Below are 12844 nucleotides of genomic sequence, written 5' to 3'. Positions count from 1 at the left end.
CGTCTCGATAAACCAGGAACGCTGCGTCATCGTTGACGTTCTTCGCGAGCAAGCTCGCTCCCACAGAAGCCATGTTGAACGATCGGTAGCGAGAAATGATCTAGTCTCAGTCACCCAGGGAGAGATCGCCATGTTCCGCTACTTCGAGCAACTCAGTTCGCGCATCGCTGCACCGTTCGTAGCCGGCACATCCCGCGACAGCAAAGTGTGGCAGTGCCGTTGCGGCCAATCGCTGTTCTTTCGCAACAGTCAATGCCTGGCCTGCCAGGCGCTGCTCGGCTACCAAGCCCAACAAAGTCGTCTCGCCTCCCTGCAACCCGGCCCCGTCGAAGGCACCTGGCTGCAGGACGGCAACCTCGACGCCGGTGCCTTCCGCCGCTGCGCCAACCTCGATACAGCGGCCGCTTGCAACTGGCTGATCCCGGCCCATAGCACCGCGCCTCTGTGCGTGGCGTGCAGCCTGAACCGCACCATTCCTGACTTGTCGATCGCGCAAAACCACGAACGCTGGCGCAAAGTCGAAACCGCCAAGCGCCGCCTGGTAGCACAGCTCATCAGCCTGGGTTTGCAAGTGGTCCCCAAAAGCGTCGACGAAGAAACGGGCCTGGCCTTCGACTTCGTCGGCATCGACCTGGAGGGCAACGCGCCCATGACCGGCCACGCCAACGGCCTGATCACCCTGGACATCAAGGAGGCCGACGACGCCCACCGCGAGAAAGTCCGCGTACAAATGCGCGAACCCTACCGAACGTTGCTCGGGCACTTTCGCCATGAGGTCGGCCACTACTACTGGGATCGCCTGATCGCCAATACCCACTGGCTTGAACCGTTTCGCCACCTGTTCGGCGACGAACGCGCCAGTTACGCCGACGCCCTCGACCAGCATTACCAAAACGGCCCACGCCCAGACTGGCAGCAAACCTGCGTCAGCGCCTACGCCACCATGCACCCCTGGGAAGACTGGGCCGAAACCTGGGCGCACTACCTGCACATGATGGACGCCGTCGACACCGCCCTTGGCTTTGGCATGAGCGCCCGTGAGATGGACCTGGATTACCAGCCATTCCCGCTCACCACCCTGTACGACCCCGAACACCCCGGCGGCGTGGCCTTCCTGTCGTTCGTCAACGCCTGGATCGAACTGGCCGGCATGCTCAATGAACTGTCACGCAGCATGGGCCAACCGGACTTCTATCCCTTCGTGCTGCCACCGGCGGTGATTGCCAAACTGCACTTTATTCACTTGGTCATTCAGGAAGAAGGCGGCAGGGCCGACGAAGCCGTTCTTTTGTAGGCGCGAGCTTGCTCGCGAAGAGCGTCAACGATGACGCAGTGTTCCTGGTTTATCGAGGCGCTCTCAAGTTTTTCGCGAGCAAGCTCGCTCCTACAGAGAATTATGTGAATCCACCAGGCAAGTGCTTGAACCATCGAATATTTTTAATCCGCCGCCAACGGTTGTAACTTCCGATGAGATCGGTACAATGGCCCCGCTTGCCGAGAGGCAGGCGTCGTTATGGTGACCCCATCGGTCCCCCCGCAACGATTACCCGTGAACCTGGTCAGAGCCGGAAGGCAGCAGCCACAGCGGGAACATTGTGTGCCGGGGTGTGGCTGGTGGGGTTGCCTCCATAACGCTCTTCCTTGCAACATCTCCTCAAATTCAATTCAAAAAAATGCTTTCAAGCCATCTGCCATCGCGCAGTCCATGGCGGCATACTCCAGTGCCTGGCATCCGGAGACAACACACGTGGAAAAAGTCGACGACCTCACTCGCGAAAAACTGCGGGAGTGGCAGATGCGGCGCCTGGAGATCAAGGACCGCATTCAATCGCATCCTGAACAGACCCTGGAATTGTCGAGGGTGCTGGACCTCATGGACGACGAGCACGCGGAAATCCTCAGCCAGGCGGAAATGATCCGGTCTGCGGACGCGTCCCAAGAGCCCGCACCGCCCGCCGAGGCCGTGCCGACGCCCCTCACGGGCGCCTACACGCTGCAGTTGAATGTGGCCGCGCAAAGTGCCGAGGACCTGCGCCGGTTGCTGGATATGGCGGTCTTCGAACTCCAGCAGCAGGTCAATGCGATGGCCGCTAAGGCTGACGCGGGTCCCCATTGCGGCGGTATGTCTGGCTCCCTGGGGGAGTATCGGTTTGAACTGGGCGGTCAGGGCAATGCCTGATTCCCTGGCGGCGAGGCACTATGCAACCGGAACACTTTAATTTATCCAGTCCTGTCTTCCTGCCCGTCACGGATGAAACCTGCACAGGCCTGCTCGGGACGGACGGCGCCAAGACGCTGATGAGCCTGACAGACCCGGAGCTGGCTGCCGTGCTGGTCATCCAGAACCTGGCCCAGGCGGCGGAAAAAGACCTGACCTGCGCTGGCGCCGAGCGCATTTTGGCCAAGCTGCTCGACTGGGCGGTGGACAACCGGGCAGAGGGCGCCGCGACGTTGTTGTCCGAAGCCCAGCGGTTGTTCGATCCCCGCAAGCTGTACTTCGGTTTCAACGCCCTTAAAACGGTCAATCTGCGCCTGCTCTCGCCTGAAGAAGTCGCAGCGCGGGATTACCTGCTGCCCACCGGCAAATGGGATATTGGCTACAAGGTCCGTCATCTGCGCAGCAACGATCCGTTCAGTCAGCAGATGGTCACGCCCCGGCACCGCGAGCGCTGGCTCAGCCCGGCCCAGGACAAGCTGGTGCGGACCTTCCGCGCCAACCTCAACGAAGACCTGCATGTCCAAGGTTACGCCGGCATCGGTAAGAGCCACCTGCTGGGCGCCTTGATGGAGTGCCTGCGGCCCGCCCAGACCTTGATACTGGCGCGTACCGGGGCAAAGCTCGCCACCCTGCGTGAACGCATGGGTTTGGCCAGGGACAGCAAGACCGGCTCGACCTTTGCCGCCTTCGCCAAAGCGCTGTTACAGGGTCAACGACCGTCCGTGCAGGCCTCACCGGCCCGGTTGCCCGGCAAACACGAAGTGTCGCAGACCCTCAATATCCATGGCTGGCGCGGTCACGATGGCGCCGCTACGCTCGATATCTGCCTGAAGGTGCTCGACAGCTATTGCCATTCCAATCATCACAGCCTGTCGGCCCGGCACTTGCCGCATTTCAAGCAACCCTTGTCCAACGTGGATGCCCAGGCGTTGCTGGAGTACTCCAGCCGGTTGTGGACGTATCTGGACGCTAACCCGCAATGGGCCGGTCAGACGGCCTTCGCAGCGCTGTTGCTGATCAAGCGCGCGAGCCTCGATGGCTGCGAGGTGCCGCCCCGGTACACCCATGTGCTGATCGATGAAGCCCAGGACATTCCACCTTCGTTGTTGCAGATCATCGAACGCGGCCGCCAGGTGCTGATCACCCTCGGCGATGAGTACCAGCTGGCCAGCGGTGTGATGGTCAGGCGCAAGCGCGAAGTCCGGCACACCGACATCAATTACTCCGTGCGCTCGGGCCGCAACGTCGAGCGCCTGGTCAACCCGTTGATCAGCGTGCACTCGCAGAAGGGCAAGACCCCCTTCGAAGGCGCGCGGGATGCCGACGTTGGCATTGAGCATTACCCTCAGGGTTTCGTACCGCCGGAAGGCTGCGTGGTATTGACCGCGTCCCATTGGGACACCATGAAATGGGCGATCCAGTTGCAGCAGGCCAACTGCCCATTCGGTTTCTTCGACAGTGCAGCGCAGCAGGATCTCCAGCGCTTCATGATCAGCGTCATCGCGCTGTTCAAGCCGGAGTTCTACAGCAACGAGCACAACGACAATGGCGCCCATGCTTACTTCAGTGACATGGACGATTGGCAACAGGTGCGCGATGCCAGCCAGTACGACGAGTCGTTCCTGTGGGTCGAGAGCGAGCTGGAAAAAGGCTTCAATGTCGCCGATATCACGCGTTTGAACCGCCTGAGCGGCGTCCCTGGCAAACGCTGCCTGCTGATGCTGGCGGAGGAGGCGGGCGGCATGGAGTTCGACCGTGTACTGCTGACGCCCGAACTGCTGACCAACGTGAAATTCAAGGACGCCTACGCGTTCGACCAGCGGCTGTGTGCGGTATACATCGCCATTTCCCGGGCGCGGATGCAGCTTTACCTGCCTTACGATGTGGTCGAGTGGATTGATTTCCACACCTATCAGAAAACCCGTGAATTCCACGGTTACTGATTTAATTAATTCGGCTGTTTCACAACTTTCAGCGGTCGCTCTGGACAACCTAAAACCACCTTGTTAGTTTCCGCCAGCCACTTGTTTCAGAGTGTGACAAGGGTGCGGAGTTGATATTGAAGTGCCATCACCTCTTTAACTAACAAGGATGTCTGTGATGAAAAGCCTGCAAGGGTTGCCCCGTCTTATCAGTGCTTCGGTAGGCGCGCCCGGTAAAGCCCGCAACTTGCCCGCCGATGTGCAGTGCATTCAGTATTTATTCAATTTGATCATTCCCAAACTGGGCTTCCCACTGGCTGAAAACGGTAAGTGCGACGGTCAGTTGGTGCAGTGCATCAGCCAGTATCAGTTCCGTCACCTCAAATATGCGCACCCCGATGGTGTGATCGACCCGACCGGTAAAACCTTCAACAGCCTCATCGAAGAAGCGGTGAAGGTACCGGTGAAGGCGTTCCCGAGCATGCGTATCCCGACCTTCCTGAATGTGTTCGGCAACAACCAGGCAGATGCGGTGCAGGCCACGGTCAATGTGTATCTCGACCGCATGCGCGCGATGATCGAGGCCGAGAAACGCAACCGCCAATTGATGCTCCAGGCCACGTGTGACGGGGGGATGACCCTCAGCGAGACCGACTTCCAGAACGCCGCCACGCAGTTGGGTGGCGGTATTTCGGTGAACATCATCAAGGCCTTCGCCACCGTGGAGTCCGGCGGACGTTCGGGGTTCGGTCCGGCCAAATTGCCGGTGATCGCGTTTGAAGGGCACCTGTTTCGCAAGTACACCAAGCATATCTACGACCAGGCGCACCCGCTGCTGTCCTACCCCTACAAGAAAAAGGCCGGGCCGCAGTGGCAGACCAATAACAAGGACCAGGCCAAGGCCTGGGAAACCATGGCCACTGCCTTTGCGCTGGATCAGGAAGCCGCGTTGATGTCGGCGTCCTGGGGCATGTTTCAGATCATGGGCTTCAATTACGCCTCATGCGGTTACAAGACAGTGTTTGAATTCTCGGCGGCATTAAAAGTGAATGCCGGCAACCAACTAAAGGCGTTCCTTGGTTTTTGCAGCAAGAGCCCGGCGTTGATGAAGGCCATGAAAAGCAAAGATTTCACCAGCATGGCACGTAACTATAACGGCGAGGACTACGGCAACTATGACGTCCTTATGCAGAAAGCCTACGAGAAACTGGAAGGGAAAAAGTAAAATGATGCGTTATCTAGCAGTGGGTGTGTTGTCGTTGTGCGCCGTAGCCCCCGTCTTCGCCGGCTCGCCTGCATTGCATTCCGGCAAGTACGAAGGGCTGATGCTGGCGGTGACGCCCGAGCACCAGGTGGAAGGTTACTACTCGGAAGAAATGGGCGAGGGCGTGACCCGCAGCTGCAGTTTCTACCTGCAAGGCAAGCCCGCCGCGCTGACCACTTGGCTCGATGACGCTTATCCCGGCAGCGTGGCGCCTTCCTCCGACGGCGTGACCCTGACCGTGGCGCAAGGCCGCCAGCATCCCGGTTGCCTCAACGTGCTGATGCCGGAGATTGCCACCGGCCTGGACCTGAGCCAGACCGCAAGCAAAAAATGGATTGGCTTGGTGAAGGTCTCCGCCGACAAGGCTTACCTGCTGAAAAACCCAAATGCCAAGCCTGCTAAACGCCCGTACATCGTCAAGAACGACGTGGTCGGTGTCCTGGCATTCAAGGATGGCTGGGCCCAGGTCGAGTTCATCAATGCCGATGATCGCTCGTTTACGGGGTGGATCAGCCAGGATCAGTACGCGCGGTTAGCGGCCCCCCAGAGCTGATCTCGACAACGATAACAATCTAAGTGTGGGGGCAGTCCCCACATGTTGGATCTTCATTAACCGAATGTTTCGCGCAGTAATCCGGCAAACGCATCCCGTGCCAGGTGCCGCTGCGTGTCCTTGTGCCAGAACAGCAGGTTTTCCACCGCCTGCAGTTCCTCGAACCGGTACGACGCCAGCTGGTTGGCCTGCTCATAGCGGGCCAGGATGCCTTCCGGAGCCAGCGCCACACCAATCCCTGCACTCACACAACCAATAATCGTGCCCCAACTGGCATAGCTGGCGATGGCCGGTTTGAAGGCATGGGGCTTGACCCAGTTTTCCAGCGCCGCCCGATAGGGACAGCCGGGTGGCCACACCAGGAGGGTGCGCCCGGCCAGGTCTTCGGCGCTGCGGATCGGCTCGCTGGAGGCGCTGGCGATCAGTACCAGGCGTTCGCTGTAGACCACGCTGTGTTCGAGCTTTGCGCGTTTGTTGCCGGCGGCCACCAGCGCCACATCCAGGCGATGGTGCTGCAGGTCATCGAGCAGCTCGCCCCAGGCACCGGTCACCAGTTCCAGGCTGACATCCGGGTAGCGCCGGTGATACTCCGCCAGCAGCGGCGGCAGGCGGCCACTGGCGCTGGACTCCACTGCGCCGATGCGCAGGGTGCCACGAGGAATGGCATTGGCGTCCACGGCGCGTTTGGATTCGTCCACCAGGGCCAGGATACGCTCGCAGTACTCCAGGAAAATCTCACCCGCCGCACTGATCGCCAACCCGCGCCCGGCACGGATGAACAGTGGCGTGCCCAACTCGCTCTCCAGCTGCTTGATCCGCGTGGTGATGTTGGACGGCACGCAGTGCAATTGCACGGCGGCTTGGGCCACGCTGCCGGTTTGCGCCACGGCTCGCACCATTTTCAGTTGGGCCAGTTCCATTGCTCAGTTCCAGTGATTTCAGAAGTCAGAAACGGTTAATTGTCCTACGCGTTGCTCGGGCCAAGACTGACAGCATTCCTTCTCAGTATTCGGATGCCGTCGATGAACACCCCGTCCCCCCTGAAGCTTACGCTAGTCATCGCCAGCGTCATCCTTTGTTGGGCCTATTCGCCGATTGGCGTACACATGGGGCTGCTCAGCTACGGCCCTGGTCAGCTGGCGCTGTTGCGGTTCTTGATCGCTTCGGTGTTCATGGCCGGTGTGGCGCTGGTGATGGGCATCGGTCGGCCACGCCTGTGGGATCTACCGTGGCTGCTGGTGTTGAGTTTTTTCGGGGTATTCCTGCACCACACCAGCCTCAATTACGGACAGCAATTCGTGACGGCGGGGGCGTCCAGCGTGCTCGCGCAATCGGCGCCGCTGTTCAGTGTGTTGATTGCGTTTTTCTGCTTGAAGGAACGGGTCAGCCTCTGGCGCTGGAGCTGTGTGCTGCTGGGGTTGCTCGGTGTGCTGGTGGTGATCTGGGGCGATCACGGGGTGGGGAATATCGACCCGCGCGGCTTGCTGCTGCTGTTGGCGGCGGTGTCGTGGAGCCTGTACTTCGCCATCCAGAAGCACTACGCCCACCGCTACAGCCCGCTGACGATGGCGTGCTACATGGTCTGGGGCGGCACCTTGATGCTTTGCGTGAACCTGCCGGGCCTGTCGTCTGCCGTGGTGCAGGCGCCGTTGCCGGAAAACCTTGCGGTGCTGGTGCTTGGGATTTTCCCCAGCGCCTTGGCGTACCTGGCCTGGGGTTATGTGTTGAAACATGTCGAGGTCAGCCGTGCGTCGGTAGCGATGTACCTGATCCCGCCCGTGGCCATGATGATGGCGGCGACGCTGTTGGGTGAACACATCACCCTGCAAGTGGTGCTGGGCGGTGTGATCGTGTTGGCCAGCGTGGCCGCCATCAGCCTGGAAGGGCGCTGGCGCTCAGTCGCTCAGGCAAAACGCGCGCAGCCGGTGGCCGTCGAGGTCCTGAGCGACGAAGGTGTAGCCGAAATCCAGGGTGGTCGGTGACTGGATGATCGTCGCGCCGCGCGCTACCCACTGGTCGTGCAACGCGTCCACAGCGGCCTTGTCGGCCAGAGACAGGCCCACTTCACCCCCGCCGCCCGTGAGCTGCGCCGCCGGCTGCACGGTATGACGTGACCACAATCCCAGCTTCACGCCATTGTCGAGCATGAACAGGGCGAAGGTCGGGTTGAGTTCCACGGGCGGCTTGTCCAACAGGCGACTATAGAAGTTGGCGCTGGTGGCCGGACTGTCGACGTACAGCAAAAAGTAATGGGCGACGGTGTGCATGTTGGCTCCTTGGAAGCGCGTGTTGTGAGGGGCCGAGTCTATAAGGCGGTGCTGTCAGTTCCTGTCAGGAGTCTCACCGGTGTGGAGCTGGATGATTTGCTCGATCTCGCCCGACATCTTCATAGCGGTGGGGGCGCTGCAAGGCTGCCCGTGGCCATCATTCATAAAACGCCCAGATGTGTGCGCCTAAGCTCTCCGGGTTCAGGCCTTTTCGGGGCCAGTCACAAGGGCTTAGTCAGATTAGGCAAGCATGCCGGATGCAATTTCCCCCTTGCTCCGCTAGCATTACCGGCTTCTGTTTCCCAGTTGCGACGGTTTTCGATGAGTTATCAGGTTCTTGCACGTAAATGGCGTCCGCGCTCGTTCCGCGAAATGGTCGGCCAGACCCATGTGCTCAAGGCTCTGATCAATGCCTTGGACAGCCAACGGCTGCACCACGCGTACCTGTTCACCGGTACGCGGGGGGTGGGCAAGACCACCATTGCGCGCATCATCGCCAAATGCCTGAACTGTGAAACCGGGATCACGTCGACGCCCTGCGGCACCTGTTCGGTGTGCAAGGAAATCGACGAAGGACGTTTTGTCGACCTGATCGAAATCGACGCCGCGAGCCGCACCAAAGTTGAAGACACCCGCGAGCTGCTCGACAACGTGCAGTACGCGCCGAGCCGTGGCCGCTTCAAGGTTTACCTGATCGACGAAGTGCACATGCTCTCCAGCCACTCCTTCAACGCCCTGTTGAAAACCCTGGAAGAGCCGCCGCCCTACGTCAAATTCATCCTGGCCACCACCGACCCGCAGAAACTTCCTGCAACGATTCTGTCGCGGTGCCTGCAGTTCTCCCTGAAAAACATGACCCCCGAGCGCGTGGTGGAGCATTTGACCCACGTGCTGGGTGTCGAGAACGTACCGTTCGAAGACGACGCATTGTGGCTGCTCGGCCGCGCCGCCGATGGCTCGATGCGTGACGCCATGAGCCTCACCGACCAGGCCATCGCCTTTGGTGAAGGCAAGGTCATGGCCGCCGACGTGCGCGCCATGCTCGGCACCCTCGACCACGGCCAGGTTTTCGACGTGCTGCACGCGCTGATCGAAGGCGACGCCAAGGCGCTGCTCGAAGCCGTGCGCCATCTGTCGGAACAAGGCCCTGACTGGAACGGTGTGCTTTCGGAAATCCTCAATGTGCTGCACCGCGTCGCCATCGCCCAGGCCCTGCCTGAGGGTGTCGACAACGGCCATGGCGACCGCGATCGCGTGTTGGCCCTGGCCCAGGCGTTGCCGGCCGAAGACGTGCAGTTCTATTACCAGATGGGTTTGATCGGCCGCCGCGACCTGCCCCTGGCACCCGACCCGCGTGGTGGCTTTGAAATGGTGCTGCTGCGGATGCTGGCGTTCCGGCCCGCCGATTCGGCCGATGCGCCGAGACAGCCGCTAAAGCCAGTGGGGATCAGCCAGGCCACAGTTGATTCCGCCAAACCAGTGGCTGGCGCGGCGGTGGTAGCGCCAGTGGTTGCTGCGCCTGCGCCCGTAGCACCTGTGCCAGAGCCTGAGCCTGTGGTCGCTGCACCCGTGGTCGAGCCGGAACCGGTTGTCGTGCCTGAGTCGGTCGTCGACCTGCCCTGGAATGATCCGGTTGACGCTGAAGTCGAAGCTGAGCAATTGCCCGCCGTGGAGCCCGTGCTGGATACCACCGGCGAGCAGCCCGAGTTGACTCCGATGCCTACCCCGACCCCGGACAGCGTGGTGCCTGACGCCCCTGAATGGGTCAGCGCGCCGGTTCCCGAGCCGACCGTGGCCCAGGTGGAAGCGGCGACGCCGGGTATCGACCTCGACGACGAGCCGCCGCTGGACGAAGACTACATCGAGCCGGACATGGATTCGGCCTACAGCTACCTGGACGACCTGGCCAGCGAACACACCACCGAGCCGGCCCCCGAGCCCGAGGCGGAACCCGCTGCCGCACCGGCGACCGGCCTGGCCCTGCAATGGCTGGAATTGTTTCCGAAACTGCCGATTTCCGGCATGACCGGCAGCATCGCCGCCAACTGCACCCTGATTTCCATCGACGGCGATCACTGGCTGTTGCACCTGGACCCGGCCCACAGCGCTCTGTTCAATGCGACCCAGCAACGCCGCTTGAATGACGCGCTGAACCAGTACCATGAGCGCACGCTGAGCATTACCATCGAGCTGATCAAGCCCGAGCAGGAAACCCCGGCCCAGGCCGCGACCCGCCGGCGCATCAACCGTCAGCGTGAGGCCGAGGACTCGATCCATGGTGATCCGCTTATCCAGCAAATGATGCAACAGTTCGGTGCGGTCGTCCGTCACGATACTATTGAACCTGTCGAAGCTCCGGTGCCTCAGGCGTCCTGATACCGGGCTACTAATTTGATCCACGTACTTTGAGGTGATTCCCATGATGAAAGGTGGCATGGCCGGCCTGATGAAGCAGGCGCAGCAGATGCAGGAAAAGATGGCCAAGATGCAGGAAGAACTGGCCAACGCCGAAGTCACCGGTAAAGCCGGTGGCGATATGGTCAGTGTGGTGATGACCGGTCGTCACGACATCAAACGTGTGAGCATCGACCCAAGCGTGCTGCCAGGCGTCGGCGAAGATGATCTGGAAATGCTTGAGGCCTTGTTCGCTGCGGCCGTCAACGACGCCGTGCGCAAAATCGAAGCCAACAGCCAGGAAAAAATGGGCGGCGTGACCGCTGGCATGCAATTGCCTCCGGGCATGAAGCTGCCGTTCTGATCCTGTCGCTTTAGCTAGACTCCAATGCCAGGCCTCGTGCCTGGCATTTTTGTTTGTGCCAAATCTGATCGAACCCTGGCACAGCACGCATGGTCTGCACCCTATACCGATGGATTCGATAAAGGAGCCCCTTCATGCCTCAAGAACCGACCCTCAACCAGCGCATTGTCCTGGTCTCACGCCCGCAGGGCGCACCGACCCCGGAAAACTTCCGTTTGGAACGCGTGAATCTGCCGGAGTTGGCGGACGGCCAAGTCCTGCTGAAAACGTTGTACCTGTCCCTGGACCCCTACATGCGCGGGCGCATGAGTGACGCGCCGTCCTACGCAGCACCGGTGGAAATCGACGAAGTAATGACCGGTGGGGCTGTCAGCCGTATCGAACAATCGCGTAATCCGAAATTCGAAGTGGGCGATCTGGTGGTGGGTGCCACGGGGTGGCAGAGCCACTGCATCTCCGATGGCCGTAACCTGATGCCAGTGCCCAAGGGACTGGCCAGCCCGTCCATGGCCTTGGGTGTGCTGGGCATGCCGGGCATGACCGCCTACATGGGCTTGATGGACATCGGCCAGCCCAAGGCCGGGGAAACCCTGGTAGTCGCCGCAGCGTCTGGCGCGGTGGGTTCGGTGGTGGGGCAGGTGGCCAAGCTCAAGGGCTTGCGCGTGGTCGGGATCGCTGGGGGCGCAGACAAGTGCCGCTACGTGGTAGATGAGTTGGGCTTTGATGTCTGCGTCGATCACAAGAGCGCGACCTTTGCCAATGACCTGGCCCTGGCGTGCTTCAAGGGCGTTGATATCTATTTTGAAAACGTCGGAGGCAAGGTGTTCGATGCCGTGGTGCCGCTGCTCAATCCCAAGGCGCGCATCCCACTGTGCGGGTTGATCGCCGGTTACAACGCCCATGAAGCCCCCAGTGGGCCTGATCGCCTGCCAGCCTTGCAGCGAACGCTGCTGACCAAGCGCGTGCGCATCCAGGGCTTTATCGTGTTCGATGACTACGGCGATCGCCAGCCCGAGTTCCTGAGCGCCATGGCGCCGTGGGTGCGAGACGGCAAGATCAAGTTCCGCGAGGATGTGGTCGAGGGCCTGGAGCAGGCGCCGGAGGCCTTTATCGGTCTACTGGAAGGACGCAACTTCGGCAAGTTGGTCGTGCGCATTTGACGCTAATCCGGGGCGCGGGTATAAACCGCGTCTCGTTGTTTTGTCGGACCCTTCGCCCATGAGCTTCAGCCCCCTGATTCGCCAACTGATCGACGCCCTGCGCACTTTGCCAGGTGTCGGCCAGAAAACCGCCCAGCGTATGGCGCTGCAACTGCTGGAGCGTGATCGTAGCGGCGGCACCCGGTTGGCCCAGGCCCTGAGCCAGGCCATGACCGGTGTGGGTCACTGCCGCCAGTGCCGCACGCTGACCGAAGAAGAACTCTGCCCGCAATGCGCCGACCCGCGCCGCGACGACACGCTGCTGTGCGTGGTGGAAGGGCCGATGGATGTGTACGCGGTGGAGCAGACCGGCTACCGCGGCCGCTACTTCGTGCTCAAGGGCCATCTGTCGCCGCTGGACGGCCTGGGCCCGGAAGCCATCGGCATTCCGCAACTGGTGGCGCGCATCGAAGCACAGGGCACTTTTACCGAAGTGATCCTGGCCACCAATCCGACGGTGGAAGGCGAGGCGACCGCACACTACATCGCCCAACTGCTGACCAATAAAGGCCTGATCACCTCGCGCATCGCCCATGGCGTGCCGCTGGGGGGCGAGTTGGAGCTGGTGGATGGCGGCACGCTGGCGCATTCCTTCGCTGGCCGCAAACCCATCGCACTCTAAAGAACACCGCCATACAAATGGGGGAGCAAACCAGCTCCCAC

The 12844-nt window shown here is 61.1% G+C and carries 12 protein-coding genes, 1 other RNA gene and 1 pseudogene; 12 read left to right on the top strand and 2 right to left on the bottom strand.

The window, feature by feature from the left end:
- Positions 1 to 130: 130 nt before the first annotated feature.
- From AB4N92_RS04655 to AB4N92_RS04625, 7 genes and pseudogenes are all read left to right on the top strand, one after another.
- Entirely contained in the window at positions 131 to 1294 is a 1164-nt protein-coding gene (locus AB4N92_RS04655; RefSeq protein ID WP_021490928.1) for a zinc-binding metallopeptidase family protein, read from the top strand.
- An 8-nt stretch (positions 1295 to 1302) separates the two neighbouring features.
- Positions 1303 to 1389: pseudogene (locus tag AB4N92_RS04650) on the top strand (outer membrane lipoprotein carrier protein LolA); the annotation flags it as partial.
- A gap of 134 nt (positions 1390 to 1523) precedes the next feature.
- An RNA gene (gene ffs / locus AB4N92_RS04645) (signal recognition particle sRNA small type) lies at positions 1524 to 1620 on the top strand.
- Positions 1621 to 1747: 127 nt separating this feature from the next.
- Positions 1748 to 2179: a hypothetical protein gene (locus AB4N92_RS04640; RefSeq protein ID WP_042571910.1), complete on the top strand. Its 432-nt coding sequence runs from the start codon at positions 1748 to 1750 to the stop codon at positions 2177 to 2179.
- 20 nt (positions 2180 to 2199) lie between these two features.
- Positions 2200 to 4161 (top strand): DEAD/DEAH box helicase, encoded by a 1962-nt coding sequence (locus AB4N92_RS04635; RefSeq protein ID WP_236267031.1) that lies wholly within the window; start codon positions 2200 to 2202, stop codon positions 4159 to 4161.
- A 157-nt stretch (positions 4162 to 4318) separates the two neighbouring features.
- Positions 4319 to 5365, top strand: coding sequence for an N-acetylmuramidase family protein (locus AB4N92_RS04630; protein ID WP_010208531.1), 1047 nt, complete (start codon positions 4319 to 4321; stop codon positions 5363 to 5365).
- A gap of 1 nt (position 5366) precedes the next feature.
- Positions 5367 to 5957 carry a hypothetical protein gene (locus AB4N92_RS04625; RefSeq protein WP_021490925.1) on the top strand — a complete coding sequence of 197 codons (591 nt, stop codon included), beginning with the start codon at positions 5367 to 5369 and terminating at the stop codon, positions 5955 to 5957.
- Positions 5958 to 6013: 56 nt separating this feature from the next.
- On the opposite strand, the gene AB4N92_RS04620 is transcribed toward AB4N92_RS04625, so the two are convergent.
- On the bottom strand, positions 6014 to 6877 hold the full coding sequence (locus AB4N92_RS04620) for a LysR family transcriptional regulator (RefSeq protein ID WP_010208534.1): 864 nt from the start codon (positions 6875 to 6877) through the stop codon (positions 6014 to 6016).
- A gap of 102 nt (positions 6878 to 6979) precedes the next feature.
- Here AB4N92_RS04620 and AB4N92_RS04615 point away from each other — a divergent pair, with 102 nt between their 5' ends.
- On the top strand, positions 6980 to 7939 hold the full coding sequence (locus AB4N92_RS04615; RefSeq protein ID WP_187517044.1) for a DMT family transporter: 960 nt from the start codon (positions 6980 to 6982) through the stop codon (positions 7937 to 7939).
- Here AB4N92_RS04615 and AB4N92_RS04610 read toward each other — a convergent pair.
- Positions 7853 to 8224 (bottom strand): VOC family protein, encoded by a 372-nt coding sequence (locus AB4N92_RS04610; protein WP_021490924.1) that lies wholly within the window; start codon positions 8222 to 8224, stop codon positions 7853 to 7855. The two genes, AB4N92_RS04615 and AB4N92_RS04610, sit on opposite strands and share 87 nt — an antisense overlap.
- Before the next feature lie 321 nt (positions 8225 to 8545).
- On the opposite strand from AB4N92_RS04610, the gene dnaX reads away from it, so the two are divergent.
- The 4 genes from dnaX (at position 8546) to recR (ending at position 12803) form a co-directional block, all read left to right on the top strand.
- Positions 8546 to 10600, top strand: a complete 2055-nt coding sequence (gene dnaX, locus AB4N92_RS04605; RefSeq protein WP_042571906.1) for a DNA polymerase III subunit gamma/tau — start codon at positions 8546 to 8548, stop codon at positions 10598 to 10600.
- A 43-nt stretch (positions 10601 to 10643) separates the two neighbouring features.
- Positions 10644 to 10982: a YbaB/EbfC family nucleoid-associated protein gene (locus AB4N92_RS04600; protein ID WP_003175481.1), complete on the top strand. Its 339-nt coding sequence runs from the start codon at positions 10644 to 10646 to the stop codon at positions 10980 to 10982.
- Between the two features lie 134 nt (positions 10983 to 11116).
- On the top strand, positions 11117 to 12142 hold the full coding sequence (locus tag AB4N92_RS04595; protein WP_010208538.1) for an NADP-dependent oxidoreductase: 1026 nt from the start codon (positions 11117 to 11119) through the stop codon (positions 12140 to 12142).
- 58 nt (positions 12143 to 12200) lie between these two features.
- Positions 12201 to 12803, top strand: a complete 603-nt coding sequence (recR, locus tag AB4N92_RS04590; protein WP_010208540.1) for a recombination mediator RecR — start codon at positions 12201 to 12203, stop codon at positions 12801 to 12803.
- The last annotated feature ends 41 nt before the right edge of the window (positions 12804 to 12844 follow it).

It is taken from the genome of Pseudomonas sp. S3_A09 (genome assembly GCF_054668065.1).
This window is presented reverse-complemented; position numbering and strand designations above follow the sequence as displayed.